This is a genomic window from Dellaglioa sp. CoH-55-MRSF-7, assembly GCF_056782235.1.
In genome coordinates, this window is record NZ_JBXAYI010000003.1 from 24,462 (window position 1) to 48,911 (window position 24,450).

32 protein-coding genes are annotated in these 24,450 nt (G+C 36.7%); 27 read left to right on the forward strand and 5 right to left on the reverse strand.

The window, feature by feature from the left end; genetic code table 11:
* Positions 1–17: 17 nt before the first annotated feature.
* The 24 genes from rplX to rpsI all read left to right on the forward strand — a co-directional run bounded on the left by rplX (position 18) and on the right by rpsI (position 13,809).
* Positions 18–326 (forward strand): 50S ribosomal protein L24, encoded by a 309-nt coding sequence (gene rplX, locus AC1RPU_RS03840; protein ID WP_409022024.1) that lies wholly within the window; start codon positions 18–20, stop codon positions 324–326.
* Between the two features lie 27 nt (positions 327–353).
* A complete protein-coding gene (rplE, locus tag AC1RPU_RS03845; RefSeq protein ID WP_409022025.1) occupies positions 354–896 on the forward strand; it encodes a 50S ribosomal protein L5 in 543 nt (180 codons plus the stop codon).
* An 18-nt stretch (positions 897–914) separates the two neighbouring features.
* Complete coding sequence (locus AC1RPU_RS03850) at positions 915–1,100, forward strand: type Z 30S ribosomal protein S14 (protein WP_057974629.1); 186 nt, start codon at positions 915–917, stop codon at positions 1,098–1,100.
* Positions 1,101–1,133: 33 nt separating this feature from the next.
* Positions 1,134–1,532 carry a 30S ribosomal protein S8 gene (gene rpsH / locus AC1RPU_RS03855; RefSeq protein ID WP_057974628.1) on the forward strand — a complete coding sequence of 133 codons (399 nt, stop codon included), beginning with the start codon at positions 1,134–1,136 and terminating at the stop codon, positions 1,530–1,532.
* Positions 1,533–1,562: 30 nt separating this feature from the next.
* Positions 1,563–2,099, forward strand: a complete 537-nt coding sequence (gene rplF / locus AC1RPU_RS03860) for a 50S ribosomal protein L6 (protein ID WP_481761615.1) — start codon at positions 1,563–1,565, stop codon at positions 2,097–2,099.
* A gap of 53 nt (positions 2,100–2,152) precedes the next feature.
* The gene (gene rplR, locus AC1RPU_RS03865; protein WP_462298812.1) at positions 2,153–2,509 is read left to right on the forward strand and encodes a 50S ribosomal protein L18; all 357 of its coding nucleotides are present in this window, start codon (positions 2,153–2,155) and stop codon (positions 2,507–2,509) included.
* 19 nt (positions 2,510–2,528) lie between these two features.
* Positions 2,529–3,029 (forward strand): 30S ribosomal protein S5, encoded by a 501-nt coding sequence (gene rpsE / locus AC1RPU_RS03870; RefSeq protein ID WP_409022028.1) that lies wholly within the window; start codon positions 2,529–2,531, stop codon positions 3,027–3,029.
* 12 nt (positions 3,030–3,041) lie between these two features.
* Positions 3,042–3,224 (forward strand): 50S ribosomal protein L30, encoded by a 183-nt coding sequence (rpmD, locus tag AC1RPU_RS03875; protein ID WP_057974624.1) that lies wholly within the window; start codon positions 3,042–3,044, stop codon positions 3,222–3,224.
* A 45-nt stretch (positions 3,225–3,269) separates the two neighbouring features.
* Complete coding sequence (gene rplO, locus AC1RPU_RS03880; protein ID WP_409022029.1) at positions 3,270–3,704, forward strand: 50S ribosomal protein L15; 435 nt, start codon at positions 3,270–3,272, stop codon at positions 3,702–3,704.
* A complete protein-coding gene (gene secY, locus AC1RPU_RS03885) occupies positions 3,704–4,999 on the forward strand; it encodes a preprotein translocase subunit SecY (protein WP_409022030.1) in 1,296 nt (431 codons plus the stop codon). The genes rplO and secY overlap by 1 nt, the downstream gene beginning before the upstream one ends.
* A gap of 76 nt (positions 5,000–5,075) precedes the next feature.
* Positions 5,076–5,738, forward strand: a complete 663-nt coding sequence (locus AC1RPU_RS03890; RefSeq protein WP_481761614.1) for an adenylate kinase — start codon at positions 5,076–5,078, stop codon at positions 5,736–5,738.
* A gap of 196 nt (positions 5,739–5,934) precedes the next feature.
* Positions 5,935–6,153, forward strand: coding sequence for a translation initiation factor IF-1 (gene infA / locus AC1RPU_RS03895; RefSeq protein ID WP_057974621.1), 219 nt, complete (start codon positions 5,935–5,937; stop codon positions 6,151–6,153).
* Between the two features lie 35 nt (positions 6,154–6,188).
* Complete coding sequence (rpmJ, locus tag AC1RPU_RS03900; protein ID WP_057756760.1) at positions 6,189–6,305, forward strand: 50S ribosomal protein L36; 117 nt, start codon at positions 6,189–6,191, stop codon at positions 6,303–6,305.
* A 24-nt stretch (positions 6,306–6,329) separates the two neighbouring features.
* Positions 6,330–6,695, forward strand: coding sequence for a 30S ribosomal protein S13 (rpsM, locus tag AC1RPU_RS03905; RefSeq protein WP_057974620.1), 366 nt, complete (start codon positions 6,330–6,332; stop codon positions 6,693–6,695).
* Between the two features lie 28 nt (positions 6,696–6,723).
* Positions 6,724–7,113 carry a 30S ribosomal protein S11 gene (rpsK, locus tag AC1RPU_RS03910; protein ID WP_057974619.1) on the forward strand — a complete coding sequence of 130 codons (390 nt, stop codon included), beginning with the start codon at positions 6,724–6,726 and terminating at the stop codon, positions 7,111–7,113.
* A gap of 85 nt (positions 7,114–7,198) precedes the next feature.
* Positions 7,199–8,137: a DNA-directed RNA polymerase subunit alpha gene (locus AC1RPU_RS03915; protein ID WP_409022032.1), complete on the forward strand. Its 939-nt coding sequence runs from the start codon at positions 7,199–7,201 to the stop codon at positions 8,135–8,137.
* Between the two features lie 27 nt (positions 8,138–8,164).
* Positions 8,165–8,545, forward strand: a complete 381-nt coding sequence (gene rplQ, locus AC1RPU_RS03920; RefSeq protein WP_057974617.1) for a 50S ribosomal protein L17 — start codon at positions 8,165–8,167, stop codon at positions 8,543–8,545.
* Between the two features lie 254 nt (positions 8,546–8,799).
* Positions 8,800–9,222, forward strand: a complete 423-nt coding sequence (locus AC1RPU_RS03925) for a GNAT family N-acetyltransferase (RefSeq protein WP_481761613.1) — start codon at positions 8,800–8,802, stop codon at positions 9,220–9,222.
* 271 nt (positions 9,223–9,493) lie between these two features.
* The gene (locus AC1RPU_RS03930) at positions 9,494–10,339 is read left to right on the forward strand and encodes an energy-coupling factor ABC transporter ATP-binding protein (RefSeq protein ID WP_481761612.1); all 846 of its coding nucleotides are present in this window, start codon (positions 9,494–9,496) and stop codon (positions 10,337–10,339) included.
* Positions 10,315–11,193 (forward strand): energy-coupling factor ABC transporter ATP-binding protein, encoded by an 879-nt coding sequence (locus AC1RPU_RS03935; RefSeq protein ID WP_481761611.1) that lies wholly within the window; start codon positions 10,315–10,317, stop codon positions 11,191–11,193. The genes AC1RPU_RS03930 and AC1RPU_RS03935 overlap by 25 nt, the downstream gene beginning before the upstream one ends.
* Positions 11,177–11,980 carry an energy-coupling factor transporter transmembrane component T family protein gene (locus AC1RPU_RS03940; RefSeq protein WP_481761610.1) on the forward strand — a complete coding sequence of 268 codons (804 nt, stop codon included), beginning with the start codon at positions 11,177–11,179 and terminating at the stop codon, positions 11,978–11,980. The genes AC1RPU_RS03935 and AC1RPU_RS03940 overlap by 17 nt, the downstream gene beginning before the upstream one ends.
* Positions 11,981–11,992: 12 nt before the next feature.
* Complete coding sequence (truA, locus tag AC1RPU_RS03945) at positions 11,993–12,757, forward strand: tRNA pseudouridine(38-40) synthase TruA (protein ID WP_409022037.1); 765 nt, start codon at positions 11,993–11,995, stop codon at positions 12,755–12,757.
* A 202-nt stretch (positions 12,758–12,959) separates the two neighbouring features.
* Positions 12,960–13,403 (forward strand): 50S ribosomal protein L13, encoded by a 444-nt coding sequence (gene rplM / locus AC1RPU_RS03950; RefSeq protein ID WP_057974611.1) that lies wholly within the window; start codon positions 12,960–12,962, stop codon positions 13,401–13,403.
* Between the two features lie 13 nt (positions 13,404–13,416).
* On the forward strand, positions 13,417–13,809 hold the full coding sequence (gene rpsI / locus AC1RPU_RS03955; RefSeq protein ID WP_409022038.1) for a 30S ribosomal protein S9: 393 nt from the start codon (positions 13,417–13,419) through the stop codon (positions 13,807–13,809).
* Positions 13,810–14,370: 561 nt separating this feature from the next.
* On the opposite strand, the gene AC1RPU_RS03960 is transcribed toward rpsI, so the two are convergent.
* From AC1RPU_RS03960 to AC1RPU_RS03975, 4 genes are read right to left on the reverse strand one after another with little or no spacing between them, the layout of a single operon-like run.
* Positions 14,371–15,063: a DUF6287 domain-containing protein gene (locus AC1RPU_RS03960; RefSeq protein ID WP_481761609.1), complete on the reverse strand. Its 693-nt coding sequence runs from the start codon at positions 15,061–15,063 to the stop codon at positions 14,371–14,373.
* Positions 15,064–15,088: 25 nt separating this feature from the next.
* Positions 15,089–17,770 carry an SEC10/PgrA surface exclusion domain-containing protein gene (locus tag AC1RPU_RS03965; RefSeq protein ID WP_481761608.1) on the reverse strand — a complete coding sequence of 894 codons (2,682 nt, stop codon included), beginning with the start codon at positions 17,768–17,770 and terminating at the stop codon, positions 15,089–15,091.
* 31 nt (positions 17,771–17,801) lie between these two features.
* Complete coding sequence (locus AC1RPU_RS03970) at positions 17,802–18,167, reverse strand: hypothetical protein (protein ID WP_481761607.1); 366 nt, start codon at positions 18,165–18,167, stop codon at positions 17,802–17,804.
* A 36-nt stretch (positions 18,168–18,203) separates the two neighbouring features.
* Entirely contained in the window at positions 18,204–18,773 is a 570-nt protein-coding gene (locus tag AC1RPU_RS03975; RefSeq protein ID WP_481761606.1) for a hypothetical protein, read from the reverse strand.
* Positions 18,774–19,006: 233 nt separating this feature from the next.
* Between AC1RPU_RS03975 and AC1RPU_RS03980 the strand changes: the two genes are divergently transcribed.
* Positions 19,007–19,315 (forward strand): helix-turn-helix domain-containing protein, encoded by a 309-nt coding sequence (locus AC1RPU_RS03980; protein WP_481761605.1) that lies wholly within the window; start codon positions 19,007–19,009, stop codon positions 19,313–19,315.
* Between the two features lie 229 nt (positions 19,316–19,544).
* On the opposite strand, the gene AC1RPU_RS03985 is transcribed toward AC1RPU_RS03980, so the two are convergent.
* Positions 19,545–20,768: an ISL3 family transposase gene (locus tag AC1RPU_RS03985; protein ID WP_481762183.1), complete on the reverse strand. Its 1,224-nt coding sequence runs from the start codon at positions 20,766–20,768 to the stop codon at positions 19,545–19,547.
* Between the two features lie 627 nt (positions 20,769–21,395).
* On the opposite strand from AC1RPU_RS03985, the gene AC1RPU_RS03990 reads away from it, so the two are divergent.
* Both AC1RPU_RS03990 and AC1RPU_RS03995 read left to right on the forward strand, forming a co-directional pair.
* A complete protein-coding gene (locus AC1RPU_RS03990; RefSeq protein WP_481761603.1) occupies positions 21,396–23,273 on the forward strand; it encodes a glycoside hydrolase family 2 TIM barrel-domain containing protein in 1,878 nt (625 codons plus the stop codon).
* Positions 23,257–24,216, forward strand: a complete 960-nt coding sequence (locus tag AC1RPU_RS03995; RefSeq protein ID WP_481761602.1) for a beta-galactosidase small subunit — start codon at positions 23,257–23,259, stop codon at positions 24,214–24,216. The genes AC1RPU_RS03990 and AC1RPU_RS03995 overlap by 17 nt, the downstream gene beginning before the upstream one ends.
* Positions 24,217–24,450 lie beyond the last annotated feature (234 nt).

Below are 24,450 nucleotides of genomic sequence, written 5' to 3' on the forward strand. Positions count from 1 at the left end.
ACAAGGAGGTGCGCTAAATGTTCGTCAAAACTGGTGATAAAGTTCAATTAATTGCAGGTAAAGATAAAGGTAAACAAGGTACTGTTACTAAAGTTTTCCTTAAAGATGACCGTGTGATTGTTGAAGGCATGAATATTGCAAAAAAACATCAAAAACCTAGTAACTCGAATCCACAAGGTGGCATCGTGGATATAGAAGCACCAATTCACGTTTCAAACGTGATGCTTATCGACCCATCTACAAACGAACCAACTCGTGTTGGCTTCAAAGTTGTAGACGGCAAGAAAGTTAGAGTTTCTAAAAAATCAGGTGAAACTGTTAAATAGACCTACTGAAAGGAGGACACTTTCTTCATGACTAACCGTTTAAAAGAAAAGTTCACTAATGAAATTACACCATCTATGATGGAAAAATTTAACTACACATCAATTATGCAAACACCTCAAGTTGATAAAATTGTTATCAACATGGGTGTTGGTGATGCTGTTACTAATGCTAAAAATTTAGATAAAGCTGTTGAAGAATTAGCTTTAATCGCTGGTCAAAAACCTTTGGTTACAAAAGCTAAAAAATCAATTGCTGGCTTCCGTTTACGTGAAGGTATGCCAATCGGTGCTAAAGTTACTTTACGTGGCGAACGCATGTACGATTTCTTAGATAAATTAGTTTCAGTTTCATTACCTCGTGTGCGTGATTTCCGTGGCGTTAGCAAAAAAGCCTTTGATGGCCGTGGTAACTATACTTTAGGTGTTCGCGAACAATTAATTTTCCCAGAAATCGATTTTGATGATGTGGATAAAGTTCGTGGAATGGATATCGTTATTGTTACAACTGCTAATACTGATGAGGAATCAAAAGAATTACTCACACAATTAGGTATGCCGTTTTCTAAATAATAAGGAGGTTACAAAGCTTTGGCTAAAAAATCATTAATTGCAAAGAACAAACGTCCAGCAAAATTCTCTACACAAGCTTATACACGTTGCGAACGTTGTGGTCGCCCACATTCTGTTTATCGTAAATTTAAATTATGCCGTATTTGTCTTCGTGACCTTGCTCACAAAGGCCAAATTCCTGGTATGAAAAAAGCTAGCTGGTAAATCTAAAAGACAAGTTAAAGGAGGGTAAACTCAATGGTCATGACTGATCCGATCGCAGACTTTTTAACTCGTATCCGTAATGCAAACATGGTACGGCATGAGTCTTTAGAAGTGCCTGCTTCAAAAATCAAACGTGATATCGCTGAAATCCTTAAAAATGAAGGTTTCGTACGTGATATCGAATACATCGATGATGACAAACAAGGTATTATCCGTGTATTTTTAAAATTTGGAAAAGACAACGAACGTGTAATCTCTGGTATTAAACGTATCTCAAAACCAGGATTACGTACGTACGTTCAAGCTGATGCAGTTCCTAAAGTATTAAATGGTTTAGGAATCGCAGTTATCTCAACATCAGAAGGTGTGATGACAGATAAAGATGCACGCGCCAAACAAATTGGTGGCGAAGTCTTAGCATACATCTGGTAATCAATTAATTCGTAAGGAGGTGTCACTCGCGTGAGTCGTATAGGTTATAAAGAAATCGTTCTTCCTGCTGGTGTAGAAGTTACACAAGAAGGTCAAATGGTTACAGTAAAAGGCCCCAAAGGTGAATTAACTCGTAAGTTCTCTAGTGCTATTACAATGCATGTTGAAGGTCTTTCAGTTAAATTTACTCGTGAAAGTGACGATAAAAGCACTCGTGCCTTACATGGTACAATGCGTGCCAACGTAAACAACATGGTTCTTGGTGTTACAGAAGGTTTCAAAAAAGAACTTGAGTTGATTGGTGTTGGTTATCGTGCACAATTACAAGGGAAAAAATTAGTATTAAATGTTGGTTATTCACATCCAGTGGATTTTGAAGAACGCGAAAACTTAACTGTTGAAGTTCCTGCAAATACAAGTATTATTATTTCAGGTATCAGTAAACAAGAAGTTGGCGATCTTGCCGCAGAAATTCGTGCCGTTCGTCCTCCAGAACCTTATAAAGGTAAAGGAATTCGTTACGTTGGCGAATATGTTCGTCGTAAAGAAGGTAAAACAGGTAAATAATGCTGCTTAGCATTGCTTACTTTGTTTTTGAATAAAATCAAGAGGTGAAAATTGTGATTACAAAACCAGATAGAAATAAAACACGTTCAAAACGTCATTTACGTGTTCGTGGCAAGATTTCTGGAACTGCAGAGTGCCCACGCTTAAACGTATTCCGTTCTAATAACCACATCTACGCTCAAGTAATTGATGACGTAGCGGGTGTAACGCTAGCAAGTGCCTCAACAATTGATAGTGAAGTAACTGGCGACAGTAAAGTAGCAAAAGCTACTGCTGTTGGCGCATTAGTTGCTAAACGTGCTAATGACAAAGGTATCAAAGCTGTTGTTTTTGATCGTGGCGGATACTTATACCATGGACGCGTTGCTGCTTTAGCTGAAGCAGCTCGTGAAAATGGATTAGAATTCTAAGAAAGGGAGGAAATAGTTTATGACTTTCATTGATCCAACTCATTTAGATTTAGAAGATCGTGTTGTTGCGATTAACCGTGTTACTAAAGTTGTAAAAGGTGGACGTCGTCTACGTTTTGCTGCATTAGTTATTGTCGGTGATCACAATGGTCATGTAGGCTTCGGTACAGGTAAAGCTCAAGAAGTTCCTGAAGCAATCCGTAAAGCAGTTGAAGATGCTAAAAAGAACTTGATTGAAGTACCTATGGTCGGTACGACACTTCCTCACGAAGTTCTCGGTCAATACAGTGGTGGACGCATTATGCTTAAACCAGCTGTTGAAGGTTCTGGAGTTGCCGCTGGTGGTTCAGTTCGTGCCGTTATGGAACTTGCTGGAGTAGCAGATGTAACAAGTAAATCATTAGGCTCAAATACACCAATCAACGTTGTTCGCGCAACAATGGATGGTTTAAAGAAAATGAAGAGTGCTGAAGAAGTTGCTGCATTACGTGGCGTTTCTATTCAACACTTAGCTGACTAGGAGGACTAAAACATGACAGATTTAAAAATTACATTAAAACGCAGTGTCATCGGACGTCCTCAAAATCAACGCGAAATCGTTAAAGCTTTCGGTTTACACCGTATTAGCAGCTCTGTTATTCGTCCTAATGACGCAGTAACACGAGGCGTTATCGCCAAGATTTCTCATTTAGTGGACGTTGAAGAAGTTAAATAACATCAACATCTTGTTTGCAGTTTAAAATAAGGAGGTGCCAACCCTATGAAATTACATGAATTAAAACCAAGTGAAGGTTCTCGCTCAGTACGTAACCGTGTCGGACGTGGAACATCTTCAGGTAATGGTAAAACTTCTGGACGTGGTCAAAAAGGCCAAAAAGCCCGTAGTAAAGTACGTTTAGGTTTTGAAGGTGGACAAATGCCTTTATTCCGTCGTATGCCAAAACGTGGATTTAATAACTTCAACCGTAAAGAATATGCAGTTGTCAATTTAGATAGCTTAAACAAATTCGAAAACGGTGCTGAAGTAACACCAGCATTACTTGTTGAATCAGGTATTGTTAAGAACGAAAAATCAGGAATTAAAATTTTAGCTTCCGGCGAACTTAACAAGAAATTATCTGTTAAAGCAGGTAAATTCTCAGCTGCTGCTAAAGAAGCTATTGAAGCTGCCGGTGGTCAAACAGAGGTGATCTAATGCTTAAAGTGATGAAAAATGCATTAGCTGTGAAAGAAATCCGTCAAAAGATTTTTTTCACTTTATGCGTTTTAATTGTCTTTCGCTTAGGTACTTTTATAACAGTTCCTGGAATTAACCATGCTGCAATTGCTAGTGCAACAAGTAGTAACTTAGTTAGTCTTCTTAACACTTTTAGTGGTGGTGGATTAACTAATTACTCAATTTTCGCAATGGGGGTTTCACCCTACATTACAGCTCAAATTGTTATTCAATTACTACAAATGGACATTGTTCCTCGTTTTGTAGAATGGAGTAAGCAAGGTGAAGTTGGTCGTCGTAAATTGAATCAAGCTACACGTTACCTAACAATTGTCTTAGCATTTGTTCAATCTGTAGGTATCACCGCAGGGTTAGACTCATTAAGTAGTTTAGGTTTGGTTAACAATCCAAGTACGCAAACATATGTTGTTTTGGGCGTTATTTTAACAGCCGGAACAATGTTTACGACTTGGTTAGGTGATATGATTACTGAACGTGGTATTGGGAATGGTGTTTCCATGTTAATCATGGCAGGTATCGTTTCTCGTATTCCAGGTGGTATTAAACAGATTTTCAATGAACAAATTTTCCAAGCTGATAAAGGTGATCTTTGGGGGGGCATCTTGTTCATAGTTATCTTGCTCGTTATTATTTTTGCAATCGTAACTTTTGTAACATATGTTCAACAAGCTAACTATAAGATTCCAATTCAATACACAAGACGTGTTGCTGGTGCGACAGATAGTTCATATCTGCCACTTAAGGTAAACGTTGCGGGTGTTATCCCCGTTATTTTTGCGAGTTCGTTCATTGCAACACCCCAAACTGTGCTTTTGGCATTCCAAAGCTCACAAGGGGACACGACTTGGTATAAAGTATTAAGTCAAGTTTTCAACATGCAAACAACATACGGAGCCATCCTATATACCGTATTGATTGTCTTGTTCACATTCTTCTACGCTTTCGTACAGGTAAATCCTGAGAAACTCTCAGAGAATTTACAAAAACAAGGAAGTTATATTCCAAGTGTTTGGCCTGGTAAAGCAACAGAAAAATATGTTTCAAAATTATTAATGCGTTTAAGTACTGTTGGTTCATTATTCTTAGGATTTGTTGCTTTAATTCCATTATTAGCATCAAGTTTGTTCGGATTAGATGAATCAGTTGGTTTGGGTGGTACTAGTCTGTTGATTGTCGTTGGGGTTGCTCTTGAAACTATTCGTCAATTAGAGGGTATGATGATGAAACGTAAGTACGTCGGATTCATTAGATAATCGATAAAAAACAAATTTTAAACTGAGAATTAGGTTAGGCTGATGCCTAACCATTTCTCATATTAGGAGGATATTCATGACTAAAATGAACCTGATGTTAATGGGTTTACCTGGTGCAGGTAAGGGAACACAAGCTGAAAAGATTGTCGACGCTTTCCACATCGCTCATATCTCTACGGGAGACATCTTCCGTGCAGCAATGAAAAATGAAACACCAATGGGACTTGAAGCTAAAAAGTATATCGATCGTGGTGACCTTGTTCCTGATGAAGTCACAAATGGCATTGTCAAAGAACGATTAGCTGAAGATGATATTCAAGATGGCTACATGCTTGATGGGTTTCCAAGAAATATGGCACAAGCTGTTGCCTTGGACGAAATCGGTAAGGACCTTGGAAAACCTCTTAACGCAGTCATTGACATTCATGTTGATCCTGAATCTCTAATCGAACGTTTAACTGGTCGTTACATTTGTCGTAATTGTGGAGCTACATATCACAAAATCTTCAACCCCACAAAGGTTGAAGGAACATGTGATCGCTGTGGGCAACATGAATTTTATCAACGTGAAGATGACAAACTTGAAACGGTTAAAAATCGTTTAGAAGTTAACATCAAAATGAATACACCGTTATTAGATTTTTACGAACAACGTCATCTATTGTATACAGTAGATGGTAACCGCGATATTGAAGATGTATTTGCAGATATTGAAACGATTTTAAACAATCTCAAGTAATCTGAGTATTCCGCTGCAAAGTAATTGTGCCGGAGTGGCTAACTTGCATCTGAGATAGCGGTATGATAGAATAATTCCGGTTTATCTTTTCAGGAGGATATTTGTAATAATATCCTGATAAGAACGGGTGAGAGTGTCTAATTCTCGCCATTTTTACATGTAAAGTTAAAACACGATTTTAAGGAGGTACATTTACGTGGCGAAAGAAGAAGTAATTGAGATTGAGGGTACGGTCCGTGAAACGTTACCCAATGCGACTTTTCGAGTTGTACTTGAAAATGATCATGAAATTTTAGCTCATGTCTCTGGTAAAATTCGTAAGAATTATATTCGTATTTTACCTGGTGATAAAGTGACGGTTGAAATGTCTCCTTACGATTTAAGTAAGGGTCGTATTACTTATCGCTTTAAATAGATTGTACTTCAAAAACTTTTAGGAGGTATAATTCAATGAAAGTAAGACCATCAGTAAAACCAATGTGTGAACATTGTAAAGTTATCAAGCGCAAAGGTCGAGTTATGATCATTTGTAGCGCAAATCCAAAACATAAACAACGTCAAGGATAATAAAAATTAGGAGGTGTAATTGTTATGGCTCGTATTGCAGGTATTGATATTCCACGTGATAAAAGAATCGTGGTAGCATTAACTTACATTTATGGAATCGGTAATACAACTGCTGCTAAGATCTTGGTAGAAGCAGAAGTATCAGAAGATATTAGAACTCGTGATTTAACAACTGACCAAGAGGATGCAATCCGTAAAGTTGTTGATCAATTTAAAATTGAAGGTGACTTACGTCGCGAAATCAGTTTAAACATTAAACGTCTCCAAGAAATTGGAACGTACCGAGGCATGCGTCATCGTCGTGGTTTACCAGTTCGTGGACAAAACACGAAAAACAACGCTCGTACACGTAAAGGCCCAGCTACATCAATTGCAGGCCGCAAGAAATAATTACTAGATTAAGGAGGTAATACTATTTATGGCAACTAAGAAAGTTTCTCGCAAACGCCGTGTTAAAAAACATATTGAAGCCGGTGTTGCACATATTCATTCTACTTTTAACAATACACTTGTTATGATTACTGATGTTAACGGTAACGCTGTTGCATGGTCATCAGCTGGTGCATTAGGTTTTAGAGGTAGTCGTAAATCTACACCATTCGCAGCACAAATGGCAGCAGAAGCTGCAGCTAAAGGCTCAATGGAAAATGGTATGAAGACTGTTGAAGTAGCAGTTAAAGGACCTGGTTCTGGCCGTGAAGCCGCAATCCGTGCTTTACAAACTACTGGTCTTGAAGTAACAGCAATTCGCGATGTTACTCCAGTGCCTCATAATGGATGTCGTCCTCCAAAACGCCGTCGTGTTTAACGTGGATTAATATTCATTACGGAGTTGAACTTCATAATGTTTTCACTAGATTACACGTTACGTTTTGAAAGGGGTAAAGATAAGAATGATTGAATTTGAAAAACCAAATATTCATAAGATAGATGAAAGTCCTAACTATGGTAAATTTGTTGTAGAACCACTTGAACGCGGTTATGGTACGACATTAGGTAATTCACTTCGTCGGATTCTATTATCTTCCTTACCAGGCGCATCTATTACTAATATTCAAATTGATGGTGTTTTACATGAGTTTTCAACTATTGAAGGCGTATTGGAAGATGTTACTCAAATTATCTTGAATATTAAGAAAGTTGCTTTGAAGTTAGCTGCTGATGAAGACCAATCCATCGAAATTGATGTGAAAGGTCCCGCAGAGGTTACTGCCGGTGACATCATTGTAAACAGTGATGTTGAAGTATTAAATCCCGACTTGTACATTTGTACAGTCGCAGAAGGTGCATCTTTTCATGTTCGCATGAACGCTAGCAATGGTCGTGGATACGTATCTGCTGATCAAAACAAAGCGGAAGATATGCCAATTGGCGTATTACCAATTGACTCCATTTATACCCCAATCGAACGTGTGAACTACCAAGTAGAAAAAACACGTGTTGGTCAAAAAGATGATTATGACAAATTGACACTTGATGTTTGGACTAATGGTTCAATTACACCAAGCGAAGCCATTAGTTTGTCGGCTAAAATTTTAACTGAGCATTTGACTTTATTTGTTGATTTAACCGATGAAGCTAAAAATGCTGAAATTATGGTTGAAAAAGAAGAAACACATAAAGAAAAAATGCTCGAAATGACGATTGAAGAACTTGATTTATCAGTTCGTTCATACAATTGTTTGAAACGTGCTGGAATCAACACGGTTCAAGAATTAACGAATAAATCCGAAGCTGACATGATGAAAGTCCGTAACTTGGGCCGTAAATCATTGGAAGAAGTTAAAGCTAAATTAGCTGCGCTTGATTTATCATTACGTCATGATGACTAATATTATATAGAGGGAGGGAAACTATTCATGAGTTACCGCAAATTAGGACGTACAAGTTCTCAACGTAAAGCAATGTTACGTGATTTAACAACAAGTCTTATTATCAACGAACGAATTGTGACTACTGAAGCTCGCGCTAAAGAAGTACGCAAATCTGCCGATAAAATGATTTCTTTAGGTAAACGTGGTGATTTAGCTTCACGTCGTCGTGCTGCTGCTTTCGTAAGAAACACAGTTGCTGACGTGAAAGAAGATGGTGACGATGTCACTGTTCAATCAGCATTACAAAAATTATTTTCTGATGTAGCTCCTCGTTACGCTGAACGTAATGGTGGATACACTAGAACTATGAAAACAATGCCTCGTCGTGGCGATGCCGCACAAATGGTTATTATTGAATTAGTATAATTCGTTAACAGATAATTTTTCACTTTGATTGATGATTAAAAACAAACGTTATGATGATGGAGTAATCTTAGTCTAGTTTGAAGGTTCTTCACATTTGTGATTTGCCGGTCATCCTTCATAGTGATTTTTTATTGTCTAATGAGGTCTGAAAAAAGGGTTCTGAACACATTTTAATAATGTGTTCAGAACCCTTTTTTTATGTGCTAAAACCTAGTATGATAATAGTATTCTTAATCTGTTTAGGGGGTAATGTGATGGCACAAAGTTCAATACAACTTTACCGTTATGATAGTAAATATTTATCGGAAATAACGACATTATTCAACCAAACAATTCAAGAGATTAACCGACAAGATTATTCACAACTAGAAATTAATGAGTGGGTGCAGAATAATCCAGATCTGAGTGCATGGCATAAACGATTAAGTGAATCATTTACGCTACTTGCCATCAAAGATTTAAAGGTCATAGGATTTGGTAACCTTGAAGTAACAGGACATATTGATATGCTGTACGTAGAGAGTTCTATGATTCGACAGCATATCGGAGCGCTTATTTTAACAGAATTAACAAATTACCAAAGGAATGAATTACAAATAAATGTACAAACGGTAGAGGCTTCAATAACTGCTGTCTCTTTTTTTGAACATTATGGGTTTAAAATTATAAAAAGATAAGATAATTATCGACATCAACAAAATCTAGTTAATTATCAAATGGTGAGAGAAATTTAGCTTAAAATGCAGTTCTTAGCGCAATATAAAAAGGTGTGACTAAATGGCTGTTTATTGTTAATTAAGAGCTTAAAAGTACAAAAAATGCATTTTAGATGTATGTTGTATAGATAGGACAACTATAAAGAGTAAAAGTATAAATACACTGAGTTCATTTTGGCCTGTGATATAATGCAAAACGTAAGTTATCTTGTGAATTGTGAGGACAGTAACAATGACTGAATTAATTAAAGTTGATCATTTAAATTATCAATATGAAGCACAAAAAGAAATGAGTGAAATGGCACTTAAAGATGTGTCCTTTACGATTGAAAAAGGTGACTGGGTTGCAATTATTGGTCATAACGGTAGTGGGAAAAGTACATTATCTAAAAATATTAATGGCTTGCTAGCACCTCAATCAGGTGAAATCACAGTAGATGGCCTTATTTTATCACCAGAAACGGTCTGGGATATTCGTCGTAAGATTGGCATCGTTTTTCAAAACCCAGATAACCAGTTTGTGGGAGCAACTGTTGAAGATGACGTTGCATTTGGACTTGAAAACAATGGAATAGAACGTAAAGAAATGCAAGAACGAGTCAGAGACGCGCTTGAACGTGTAGATATGTGGGAGTTTGCGGCCAAGGAACCTGCTAGACTATCTGGGGGACAGAAACAACGTGTCGCAATCGCTGGAATTGTCGCTCTAAGGCCAGAAGTTATCATCTTGGATGAATCAACTAGCATGTTGGATCCAGAAGGTCGTGACGAAGTTTTGAGCCTAATACATCAACTCAAAGAAGAACGTGGGCTAACAATTATTTCAATCACGCATGATATTAATGAAGCGGCAAGTGCTGACAAAATTATGGTTATGGACAAAGGCGAGCTGGTAAAAGAAGGCACACCTGCTGAAATTTTTGCACTTGGTGAACAATTAGTAGATATGGGATTAGATATTCCATATCCAGAACGCTTAAAAGTCGCGCTTAAAAAACGTCATTTTGACATTCCGGACGACTATATGACAGAGGAAGGTATGGTAGATTGGTTATGGCAATTAAATTCAACGAAGTAGCCTTTACCTACCAAAAAGGGACACCTTTTGAAAGTCGGGCGCTACATAATATCAATCTTGAAATTGAGGACGGCTCATTTACAGCAATTGTTGGACATACAGGTTCTGGTAAATCGACCCTATTGCAACATTTAAATGGCCTATTAAAACCAACTGAAGGTAAAATTACAATTGGGAATCAAATCATTACACCAGAAACGGCCAATAAAACGTTAAACGATTTACGAAAACAAGTTGGCATCGTTTTTCAATTTCCAGAAGCACAATTGTTTGAAGAAACGGTTATTAAAGATGTGGCATTTGCGCCAAAAAACTTTGGTAAAACAGATGAAGAAGCTGAGAAAATAGCGACAAAAATGTTGAAGTTAGTTGGATTACCAGAGAATATCTATCAGCAATCACCATTTGACCTCTCTGGTGGTCAAATGCGTCGCGTAGCAATCGCTGGAATTCTGGCTATGGAACCTAAAATCTTGGTTTTAGACGAACCCACAGCAGGATTAGATCCTAAAGGTCGCGTTGATATGATGGCAATGTTCGAAGAACTTCATCGTGAACAAAATTTGACGATTATTCTCGTAACGCATCAGATGGATGATGTGGCAAATTATGCGAATCACGCTATTATCATGTCAAAAGGAACGATTATTAAATCGGGCACACCAAGAGAAGTTTTTGCTGATCCAGAGTTCTTATTAAGTAACCATTTGAACGTGCCAACAACAACGTTATTTTCAAAAAAATTAATTGAAAAAGGCTTTGAATTCAAGGAGATGCCTTTAACAGAGAATGAATTAGCCGACGACCTCGTCACGCTGCTAAGCCAAAATGGAGGTCATGACGCTAATGAATAAGTTGATTTTTGGACGTTACATAGCGGGTGATTCACTCGTTCACCGCATGGATCCGCGTGCTAAATTAGTTTTGAGTTTTTATTTTGTTGGAATAATCTTTATGGCAAATAATTGGCAAAGTTTTTCTATGCTTTTAGTTTTTACGTTAGGATGTATTTTAGCGTCAAAAATTAATATGAGTTTCTTTTTAAAAGGTGTCCGGCCATTAATTTGGCTGATTATCTTTACGGTTGCTTTGCAAATGCTATTTTCAAGTGGTGGCCAAATGTACTGGCATTGGGGGATTTTTAAAATTTCTCAATTTGGTGTGACAAATGGATTATATATTTTTTGCCGATTTATTTTAATTATTTTTATGTCAACATTATTGACGTTGTCAACGGCACCACTCCAACTAGCAGATGCGATTGAATCTTTATTAAAACCACTTAAAGCAATCAAATTTCCAGTTTATGAAATTGCGTTAATGTTATCAATCGCGTTACGTTTTGTCCCTACATTAATGGATGAGACAGAAAAAATTATGAACGCTCAACGAGCTCGAGGTGTGAACTTTGGTCAAGGGTCGCTAATTAAACAAATGCAATCAATTATCCCGTTGTTAATTCCGCTATTTGTAAGTTCGTTCAATCGTGCCGAAGATTTAGCGATTGCCATGGAATCTCGTGGTTACCAGGGTGGAGAAGGTCGAACAAAGTATCGTATTTTAAAATGGCGGACGGCTGATACGTTAGCTTTTGTTTTATTCGCTATCGTTACCGTTGCATTAGTCTACCTCAAAAATTAAGGATGAATAAATATGTCAGTACGTTTTAAAATTACCGTTGCTTATGATGGCGCAGCTTTTGCAGGGTTTCAGAGGCAGCCAAACCAACGGACGGTTGAATCTGTCTTAGAAAAAGCAGTAACAATTATGAGTAAATCAGAAGTACCAGTTAGAATTTATGGTTCAGGCCGAACAGATGCTGGCGTTCATGCCTTAGGACAGGTTTTTCATTTTGACTTCATGCATGAAATTCCGGAAACTAGCATGATGAGAGCATTGAACAGTTTATTGCCACTGGATGTTCAAGTTAAAAAAGCCGAACTTGTCAGTGATGATTTTCATTCACGCTATAGTACGCATGGTAAACGATATATGTATCGTGTTTCTCAAGGTGAATTTACCGACCCATTTAAACGCTTCTACACGGGTCATTATAAATACAAGATAGATATCGCCAAAATTGAAGAAGCATTACCTGATTTAGTTGGCGAACATGATTTTTCTAGTTTCGTGGCGGCAGGTAGCCAGGTTACAGATCACGTTCGGACGATTTATGAGGCAACCGTGAGAGAAGATAAAGAAAACCATGAAATTATTTTTGAATTTTATGGAAATGGCTTTCTGTACAATATGGTCCGAATTTTAGTCGCTACACTCCTAGAAATAGGGAACGGCCGGCGTCCGGTTCATGATATTTTACGGTTATATGAAGTAAAGGATCGACAACAAGCTCGAGAAACAGCTCCGGCGAGTGGATTATATTTAAAAAAGGTTTATTATCCGGACGAATTAGGGTAATATAGAAGTTATTGACAATATGAATACTAAGGCAATTTTAAATCTGAAAAGGTGTTATTTATTTGTGGGATGCCCATAAATTAGATTGACAAATTGACTTTTAATAGTTAATATTATAAATGGTATTGTTTGCCCCACTGATAGGCCCCGGAAACTTATTTGAGTGTCAAACAAACAACATGAAAAAACGGAGGAAACAATCGTGCGTACAACTTATTTAGCAAAAAAAGGCGAAATAGAACGTAAATGGTATGTTATTGATGCAACTGATATTTCTTTAGGTCGCTTATCAACTGTCGTTGCTTCTATCTTACGCGGTAAAAACAAACCAACATTCACACCTAATGTGGATACTGGTGATAACGTTATTGTTATCAATGCAGAAAAGGTTGGTTTAACTGGTCACAAAGCTGACAGAAAATTATACCAACATCATACAGATCATCCAGGTGGTTTAAAAACTCGTACTGCTGGTGATTTCCGTGCCAACGATCCTGAAAAATTGATTGCTTTCTCTGTTAAAGGTATGCTTCCAAAAGGTACTCTTGGTAAAGAACAAGCATTGAAATTACACGTATATCGTGGTGCAGAACATGATCAACAAGCACAACAACCAGAAACTTTAGATATTACAAACTTAATTTAAGGAGGCAATTGAAATGGCTCAAGTCGTATATTCAGGAACAGGTCGTCGTAAAAACTCAGTAGCTCGCGTACGTTTAGTACCAGGTACTGGTAAAATTACTATCAACAACAAAGCAATTGAAGATTACATTCCATTTGCTAACTTACGTGAAGTAGTCTTACAACCATTTAACGCTACAGAAACATTAGGTAGTTATGATGTTTTAGTTAACGCTAATGGTGGTGGCTTCTCAGGTCAAGCTGGCGCAGTTCGCCATGGTATTGCTCGCGCATTACTTACAGTAGATCCAGATTTCCGTGCAGCTCTTAAATCTGCAGGATTACTTACTCGTGATCCTCGTATGAAAGAACGTAAGAAACCAGGTCTTAAGAAAGCTCGTAAAGCAAGCCAATTCTCAAAACGTTAATATATATTTATATCGATATTTTGAAGCACTTCACAAAGCAATTTGTGAGGTGTTTTTTTTGGTATATTGCAGTTGTCACTGGTGAATATTTTTGGTTCTATTGCAACTATTGTTGGTGAATATATTATGGAGGGTGTTGTCACTTTGTGACAACGCCTTTTTTATGTACATAATCCTCATTACAAAGAAAATGTGTTTCCTAAAATTACTGAAATCGTAGGCATTACGTTTAATATGTTTCAATTCATTGTTAGTTTCTTAAAGTTGGCCACTAGAATAACGTAGTAGCCTAATAGAGATGCCCGCCATCCGTAGCTAACAATTTGATTATGTTGAGAACTCTGCAGGGGTGTCAGGCATTTTTGAAGGTAATCTAAAGTACCATAAACTCCGATGACTGCTGGATTAAGGAGTGCTTTCAGCAAATTTCATATTTAGTAAAACCTTAGTATTATTTGTCATAGGAGACTCTTTTTAGTGTCATACAAAAAAATCTGTTGCCAGTGATAGATTTTTCTATCACTGGCAACAGATATTGTAGACCTTCTATTTATATATATATTAACTTTGGCTGTAAACCGCGGTCACTGAGTTACTACTTGACCAAACAACAATCAGATTCTGCTTGTTCGTTTCTTCACCAGTATTAACACCATATTCGTGACTAGTCCCTTTGGGATAGAACATGACGGACCAATTAATAGAAACATCACTTGCATTACTTAAGCTGGCGGTTAAGATATTATTAGCAACTTCAAATTTCGTCGCATGCAGCCCATTCTGATCTTTTAAGCCAGCTTTATTTAATGTAAACGAAGATGATGACACTAGACTATCTTTAGTAATATTTAACGGCTGAACATCATCAAGTGGTAAGTCGCGTCCCCGTGCTTCTAACTTCACAATTTGCCACTGACCGACGATACTGCTGTAATCACTGACTTGAATTTGATCTAAATTCATCTGTTTTGGTTGATTTACTTCTTTGGCAGGCGTCTTTTTAATCGTATTTACTTTTTTTGACGACTGCGCTTTTTTCTTATCTGACACGGATTCTTTTTTTGGTTGATTTACTTCTTTAGTATGCGTCTTTTTAGTTGTATCTGCTTTTTTTGACGACTGCGCCTTTTTCTTATCTGACACGGATACTTGTTTTGGCTGACTTGTTTGCTCAGACTGTGACTTTTGTTGCCCACACGCTGTTAATAAAGCAACCATTACGATACTAGTCATTACAAGTAAAGGCTTCTTCATCTCAATTCCTCCTTACAATAACGAATTAGTGTTTACGACGGCGCGTTCCTGCAAGTCCAAAGAGACTAACGGCACCAACAAGAGCTGCACCAATCACTGAAACGACTGACGAATTAGTTTCGTCAGTTTGTGGTAATACCGAAGCACCTAATATTTTAGCGTTATTGATTTCTGAATGATCAGCAGCTTTAAGACGTGATGTTGATGTATTATTGCTTGGTGCAACAATACCATTGTTGTCAGTCGTGTCTTTAGCTGTTTCACTACCTTTAGCAACAACAGAACCAGTTACGTTACCTTTATCTGAACCATTGTCTGAACCTGTTACATGACCAGTATGTGAACCAGAATCGTTATCAGTACCAGTTGATGGTTTGTCAACATTGTTCAAAGCATCTTCGATGTCTTTTTCATGTTGTAATTTAGCTAATGCAGCTTGTGCATCGTCTAAAGCTTTCTTAGATGCATCAGCGATTGCTTGTAACTTCGCATATTGTGCATCGTCAGCAACGGAAGCAGCTTGTGCATCTTCGGCAGCTTTAACAGCCTCGTCGTATGCTTTTTTAGCAGCTTCAACAGCTTTTGTTGCGTCAACTAAGTTAGCTTCAGCATTCTTTAAGTCATCTAAATGATTTGTTTTTTCGCCAAGTGCGTCTTGACCAGCTTTTAAAGCTGCTTGAGCGGCACTTAATTTAGCAGTTGCATCTTTTAATGCAGTTTTAGCAGTAACTAATTTAGCATTAGCTGCGTCTAAAGTCATGTGTTTTTGAGCTTGTGTTGTTTTAGTTGTAGCTAAGGCAGCTTGTGCATCTTTTAAAGCTTGTTGTTTTTGAGGCATTGATGCATTTAAATCATCAACAACTGTTTGTGCATTTTTAACAGCTACAGTAGCAGTTTTAACATCGTTTTGTGCTTTAGTTAAGGCTGTGTGTGCTGTTGCTTGTTTTGTTTTAGCAGTTGCTAAAGCAGTTTTAGCTGTAGCTAAGGCTTGGTTAGCTTTAACTGTTTGTGATTTAGCTGCTGCAAGAGCTGCATCAGCAGTTTTTGAAGTTGCTGTTTTAGCAGTAACGTCGCTTGCTAATTTATCAATTTGAGCTTGACTGACAGTTCCAGATTCAACAGGTGTAGTGCTAAATTTAGAAGCGTCGTTAACATCATAGTCATCAACAAAGTTAAAGAAACTTGTTAAGAAGATATTACCGTTAGATTGTTTAAATTGACCGAAGCCAAGACCGAACCATGTGTTATTGGCAGGTGTATATGTTGCCATAATGCCAGCAACACTTACGGCATGGCCCCATTCACCCCCATTGAATAAGAAGGCATTCATTGAATCATAGATAGATTTCTTGAAAGCATCAAGACTAAGATTCCAACCATTTTCAGATGATTTATCGAAGATAGTATTCATATCTTGTTGTGTTAAGTATGTTAATCCCATACCGTTAGCAATGCTGTTGTTTAATGCATTGTCATGACCATCATCAGGATCGTTATTCTTAGATGTATAAGCATCGCCGATTGATTGACCTAATTTTTTAGAACCTTCTGAGACTTCAACTTGTGTGCTACCAAAACGGTCACGCACTTCATTTAATAATTGTTTAGCATATTCATTTAAGTCATCAAGATATTTGTTTAAATCTGATTGGTTGTTAATATGAACAGTTTTATCTTGGTCATTTGAAATGTAGCCGCCATTTAATGCCCATTCTTTTTCAGTTGCAGCTGTTAAACTGTCAATGACATCTTGATAATTAGCGTCAGCTGATGAAGCATCTGAATAAGCCTTTAAGGCATTAATGTAGTCTTGGCTTAAGTTGATGTGATTTTGGTTAGCTTGATGATTACCTTGTTGTTTCTTAGCATCATCTAATGCTTTTTGAGCAGTATCTTTAGCTTTTTGAGCAGCGTCAGCTTTAGCTTTAGCATCATTTTGTTGTTTGTTAGCATCAGTTACGCCAGTTTGAGCGTTATTAACATTGTTTTGTGCGTCAGCAATATTCTTGTCAGCTTGGTCAGCACCTTTTTGAGCATTGTCTTCAGTTGTTTGAGCTTGATCCAAGTTATCTTTGGCATTGCTTAAATTCTTGTCGGCTTCGGCTGAACCTTTGCCATCAAGGTTATTTTGAGCATTATCAACGTTTTCTTGAGCTTTATCAGCATCTTTATCAGATTGGTCAGCACCTTTTTGGGCTTCATCAACGCCAGTTTGAGCATTATCGACATCTGTTTTACCTTTATCAACATCTGTTTTAGCGTTATCAACGTCTTGACCTAATTGGTTATTTGTTTTGTCTTGTTCGTCAACTGCATCTTGAGCGTTATTGATAGATTCATCAGTTGCGTTATCAGCAGTATTTTGCGCATTTTGTTGATTATCAACAGCACTGTTTAAATCTTCTTGTGATTGATTAGCATTTTCTTCAGTTTGACCAGCATTGTCTTTAGAAGCATCGGCTGTGTCTTTAGAAGTATCAGCAGCACTTTGATCTTTGTCAGCTGTATCTTTGGCATTATCAACGTCAGTTTGAGCGTCTTTAATATCGTCATCTAATTTTTGACTGTTAGATTGAACTGTTTGAGTATGAGTTGTTTCAGTTGAGTCGGGTGTAGTTGTTGCAGCGTTTGCCGTTGTTGTAGCACCAACGACAGTAACTCCAGCGATTAATGCACTTGATAATAAAGTAATGTTTGATTTTTTCATAATATAAAATATCCTCCCAATAAATTAATAATTATTTAGCAACCTGTTCAAATTTTAACCCCTCTAATAAAAATCCGAAGCCCATCATTTGTGAACCAGTTACGGAATTAAGTGTAAATGTTTTTTTATCTTTGTCTAAACTAGCTTTCATTGTATAATCATCAAATTTCATGGTAAGTTTACCGTCTTCAATTTCATAAGTACCTTGGTCTGACTTTTTATCAGTTTCAACTTTAGTCACAGTGTTTCCTTTAAACTTCAACTCAAATTTGGAACCACCCATGTCGGAAATATAGCTTCCATCCATCTTATTTGAATTGCCCATCATAAACATAGCCACAATAATAACTATAGCTACTATACTGACACCGGTAATAATATTTGCTTTTTTTGACATTTTTTCTCCATTTTTATAAATTTAATATAATAAATCTTATTTTCTGAACGAATTAAATGCACTGACGGTTGAGGACATAGCTGCCAAGCGTGCATTTGAGGCAATATCTTGTTGTAAGCCTCTCATTTCTTCCTGCATTGAAAGTTGAGTTTCTTGGAATTGTTGTGTTTCTAAAATGTTAAAGGCTTCTTGCAAATCACGTGCCCGAGTTTCATCAATTAATTTCCAAAGACGAAAAATATCGAAATAGTTGTAGAATTTCTCTGGGAATCCTTGCTTGCCTGCAATATAATCTTCATTTGCCATTTCAGCGTCCAAGTCTGCTAAGGCTTGTGTTTTAGATTCATTACCCGGCATAATATAAACAAAATATTTAAAAGCAAATAGCGCGATAACAGCAATGATGAATGGCATCGCCGCACTTGTCTGACTAGTAATCATAAAAAGAACAATTAAAACGACTAATGCGATGATTATTCCTCGAAATTTTTTCTTACCTTTTTCAATCTTAGCCTCTGCTTCACGAATTTGTTGTTGGATAACTGCAGCTCCCGCTGTAACACTTCTTTTTGCCATTAAAAAATCTAAAAGTTCTTCTTTATTCATAATTTTCTCCCTTTTCTTTGAACGAATTATTAACCAACCTTTACCAAACGATCCCTATAAAATCTCCTCCCCCAAAAAAGTAATTTATATCTTGCACTATCTTCACATGATATATTTTATCTCAAAAATATACTCAATACTACCTTTTTATGTAACTTTATAGGTATACTGAGAGCTTTGAAAGTGTGCGCACTTAATTTATCATTAAACATATGGATAAATAGGAGCGATTTATGATTATACTTGTGGGCACTTTCATTCGGAAAAAGCGAAAAGAATTAGGACTTACAATTGAAGAATTGGCAGAAATGGCGGACGTATCCGCCAGCTATTTGGCTCGACTCGAAAGAGGACAATTAGACGATACGAGTACAAGAAAGTTGGAACTAGTTCTGAATGCCTTACAATTAAATTTGGCTGATATATTAATGAGTAATGATTTTAACGACATTTATACGCCCGAATTAATTAACAGATTGAAAAGCATGACCACAGATGATAGAATGCGTATCTCTAAAGCGTTACTGGAAATCTTGAAATAGAAATTGATTAGACATATATTAAATGGGTAGAGAGTGTGTAAAGCATAAAAAAAGACACCATTAATGGTGTCTTGACTAGTCTATTTTATGGTGTTAATTTTATCTCGTATTATGGATTTTATTCAATGTTGTTCCTTTTTCAATATTGTAAAGTATTGATACAAGTGGATTCAAATAGATAAGATTCCATGAAGTATTAATCGATAATTCTCAAAACGCTAATATATATTTATATCGATATTTTGAAGCACTTCACAAAGCAATTTGTGAGGTGTTTTTTTGTATGGATTTTAAGTGTATAAAATATTCTAGTTCGGAATCTACGAAAATTTCTAAATTCAAAACCAACGCGTTTAATGACCTTAATTTTATTGTTTATTCCTTCTAAAGGACCGTTAGTATAATAATAGCCAAAATTATTTTTAATCTCAGAATGGTGACAAAGCAACGTTTCAATACTTTTAAGCATTTCTTCAGAACACCTTTCGGTGTTTCTAACTGTAAAATCATAAGATTTCCAGTCCTTCAACCGAATGGTTGATCTTATTTGGTTCATGAGTTCATATGATTTATTTAGTTCAGGATGAATCGCTAATAAATGATCAACGACATTTGTTTCTGTTGTTAGGTATGGGAAATAAGTCCATTTCTTGAAATTTTTAAAATCTAAGGTTTCAGAAGGTTTTAACAGGAGCTTCCAGTAACGTTTTAGTGCTTTGTAGTCTTGTGATGATTTTGAAAGTTCTTTCATCAGTCTAATTCTAGTTTTAGTGAATCCACGATTCACTGAATTGATAATATGAAAGGTATCTATGATGACAATCGCGTTAGGAAAGACTTCTTTGGCTAGTTTAGGATAGGTATAATTCATATCAGTTACGATAATTTTCACGTTTTTTCTAGCTGCAGCTGAGTAACGATAAAAATAACGTTCTATTTGATAGAATCTTCTAAAAGATAAAAGTTTGATTAATTCATGGTTACTAGCATCCATAAATTCAAAACTCATGGCATCTGTAGCTGATTTGGTACTCTTGACTTCGTCAAGTAGGAGTACTTTAGGTAAAAATTTATAATTAGGTTTAAAATCACGTTCAAAGGTCATTAAAATACGACCTACAAAGGAATCAGGATTCGAAATTTCATTAGCAATATGAGTTAAAGAAACGGATTCCGCTAATTTAGTTAAACAGAGCTGTTTAGATAGATTGGAAATCGTACAATTTTTAGGAACCACACTTGTTTGGACAAGGAAGTATGACTGCCGCTCATGACAGCTAAAGTATCTTCGTTTGAGTGATAAAATGATACATTTACCAAAAAATTTAGGGTAGCGTATGGGTGTTTGACGCCAACTATACCTGATAATCTGTCCTTCGTTTTTAATATCACAATTTGGACAATCCCTTCGGCTGGTAATCAAGAACACGGTTAAATCGAGTGACACCGTCATTAGAAGACTGATAATCAACAATCGTTAGACTACTGTCTTTTATTTTAAGCCAAAATTTAGTATGATTAGGCATGCGGAGAGTTCCATCTTTCTTATTAATTCATCTGTGGTGGTTGAGGGATAATGAACATGGATGAACTCGTAACCAAAAGTCTTATGACTTTTGGCTTTTTTTTGTTATTATACAAAAAAACTGTCATCAGTAATAGTTTTTACACTAGTCCCAACAACAGATAGTACAGAGCCTTTTTATTGTATTTAAAATTTAAAGATATTTCCTTCTATTTGGAATATTCGTTGGGTTTTGGGAGCAACTACTGATAATAACCTAGCTAAAACACAAAGAAAAGTAAAGGGTATATAAACGATTTCTCCTCCCTTTACATTTTTTCATTTTTGCAGAAGGATTAATACAGCAATCGATACTGAAACTTACTGCAAAAATCAATTAAAAGGCCCAAAGGAAGAAGTTAATCAATTTTACACAAAATAAAAATGAGATTACCGTATTTTCACTTAAATCTAATTTTTTTTATTGTCTCAATTTTATAATGCTTTTTGACAACCTCCAAAAGAAAACATATACTTAATTATGAAAACGCTTTTATATAAAACGGAGGCAAACAGATGACACCAGAAATTGAATGGCTAGATACACCAACCGTTTTTCGTGTTGGACAGGTACCAGCTCACAGTGATCATAAGTACTATGCAACTCAAGCAGAAATGTTACAACAAAAAAGTTCATTTGAACAATCTTTGAATGGAACTTGGAAATTTAGTTACAGCACTAATGCAGCAAGTCGACCAAAAAATTTCTATCAGACTGACTTTGATGCAGAACAATTTGACACAATTCCAGTACCACAGCATATTGAATTATCAGGATATGAGCAATTACATTATATTAATACGATGTATCCTTGGGAAGGACATGAATATAGACGACCTGCTTTTTCAGATACTGATTTAAATCAGTATGCTGGAATGTTTAGTGATGCAGAATATAATCCAGTAGGTTCATATTTAAACCATTTTGACTTGGAACCAACTCTTCAAAATAAACGCGTTATTATCCGTTTTGAAGGTGTTGAACAGGCAATGTACGTCTGGTTGAATGGACATTTTCTAGGATACGCAGAAGATAGTTTTACACCAAGCGAATTTGACCTGACACCTTATTTAAAAGATAAGGATAATTGTTTGGCAGTTGAAGTGCATAAACGAAGTTCTGCAGCCTTCATTGAAGACCAAGACTTTTTCCGTTTCTTCGGAATTTTTCGTGATGTGACACTGTTAGCACAACCTGCAACACATTTAGATGATTTTTGGGTGATTCCTGATTACGATAGTGGACAAAAAACAGGACAAGTAGATTTACAACTTCATTTTAGTGGGGCAGAACAACGTGTCCGTGTCACATTCAAAGACCAAGATGCGGTGTTATTTAGCGATGAATTAATGAGTGGGTCAGATGTCGAAAAACACTACAATTTAGCACAACCAGTGACTGCTTGGCAGAATGACCGGCCTTATTTATATACATTACAATTAGAAATTTTAGATGCTGATGGGCAATTAATTGAAATTATCCAACAACCAGTTGGTTTTCGCAAAATTGAAATTAAGAATCGCGTGATGTTATTAAATGGTGAACGATTAATTATCAATGGTGTTAATCGTCATGAGTGGAACCCTAAATCAGGAAGAACCATTTCAGATAATGATGAAGCTTGGGATGTTGACTGTATGCAACGTAACAATATTAACGCAGTTCGGACGTCACATTATCCAGATCGATTATCTTTTTACAATCGTTGTGATCAGGCTGGTATTTATATGATGGCTGAAACCAACTTAGAATCACATGGTTCTTGGCAGAAAATGGGTGAAGTTGAGCCTTCTTGGAATGTGCCCGGCTCATCGGATCAATGGGAAGCAGCCGTTTTAGACCGCGCTAAAAGTAATTTTGAGTTATTTAAAAATCATCCCTCAGTTTTATTTTGGTCATTGGGTAACGAATCATACGCCGGCAGTGTCTTAGCGAAAATGAATGAGTACTATAAACAAAAAGATTCGACACGTTTAGTTCATTATGAAGGTGTTTTCCGTGCGCCTGAATACAAAGATGTCATTTCAGATGTTGAAAGTCGGATGTATGCAACACCAGCCGAAATTAAAGACTATCTAGAAAATTCACCACAAAAACCATTTATCTTGTGTGAGTATATGCATGATATGGGTAATTCATTGGGCGGGATGAAATCATATATTGATTTATTACAACAATATGAATCCTATCAAGGTGGTTTCATCTGGGACTTTATCGATCAAGCATTGTTAGTTGAAGATCCCGTCACAGGTCAAAATGAGTTGCGTTATGGTGGCGATTTTGATGATCGACCATCTGATTATGCATTTTCGGGTGATGGACTCGTTTTTGCCACACGTAATGAAAAACCAGCAATGCAGGAGGTAAAATACTATTATGGCACAGATAAATAAGCAGTTAACTGTCATTTACGGAGATGTCACACTCGGTTTAAAAGGAAATGATTTTCATTATATTTTCTCCTATCAAACGGGTGGCCCAGAATCTTTTAGAATTCAAGGTAAAGAGTGGCTTTATCGCTCACCAAAACCGACTTTTTGGCGTGCAACAACGGATAACGATCAGGGGAGTCAGTTTCCAGTAAAGTCAGGGATGTGGTTGGCCGCTGATCAATTCAGTAATTGTCAATCAGTTAAAGTTGCTATTAATGGTAAACCAATTGCGTTACCGATTGCACCAGAAAATAATCGTTACACTAACCATGAAGTCGCTGAAAAAGTGGCTATAAGTTATATCTATAACACACTGACTGTGCCGCAAACGCAAGTGACGGTCACTTATACTGTTGAAGCAACCGGAAAAATGAATGTTGCAGTTTCATACCAAGGAAAAGCTGGATTACCCTCATTACCTGTTTTTGGGTTGCGATTTATTATGCCCACACCAGCGACTCGTTTTTGTTACCAAGGATTATCAGGAGAAACTTATCCAGATAGAATGGCCGGAGGAATTCCAGGCCGATATGAAGTTCAAGGGTTACCAGTGACACCATACTTAGTTCCGCAAGATTGTGGTGTGCATATGCAAAATGATTGGGTAACTGTTTATCGACAGTCTGTTCTGGATAATCGTATGCAACAGGCTTCTGAAACGGGTTTAACATTCAGTGCGGTTGATCAACCAATTGCGTTTAGTTGTTTACCTTATACAGCTGAAGAATTAGAAAATGCGACACATCATAGCGAATTACCAGCGGAACATCGTACCGTTTTATCGATTCTAGGCGCCGTTCGAGGTGTTGGTGGTATTGATAGTTGGGGTAGTGATGTTGAGGATGACTATCAAATTGATGCGATGAAGGATATTGCTTACCAATTTAATATCACATTTGATTAATTTGCCTATCTACCATAACTATAGTAGACTGTAAATAATTAATAAACAGGGAGTGTGAAGTGCATTGGTAAATACAAATCGTTAATCGAATAACTGTCGACTAAACAAGGGACGAAGTGTGTCTTTTTATGCATGTTGACTATTCAAACGGTTTGCAATATCAATTCTTTTTCACATCTGAAAGAACCACTTTTTTTGATGGATAACGATTGAAGAGCATATAACTGTATGCTC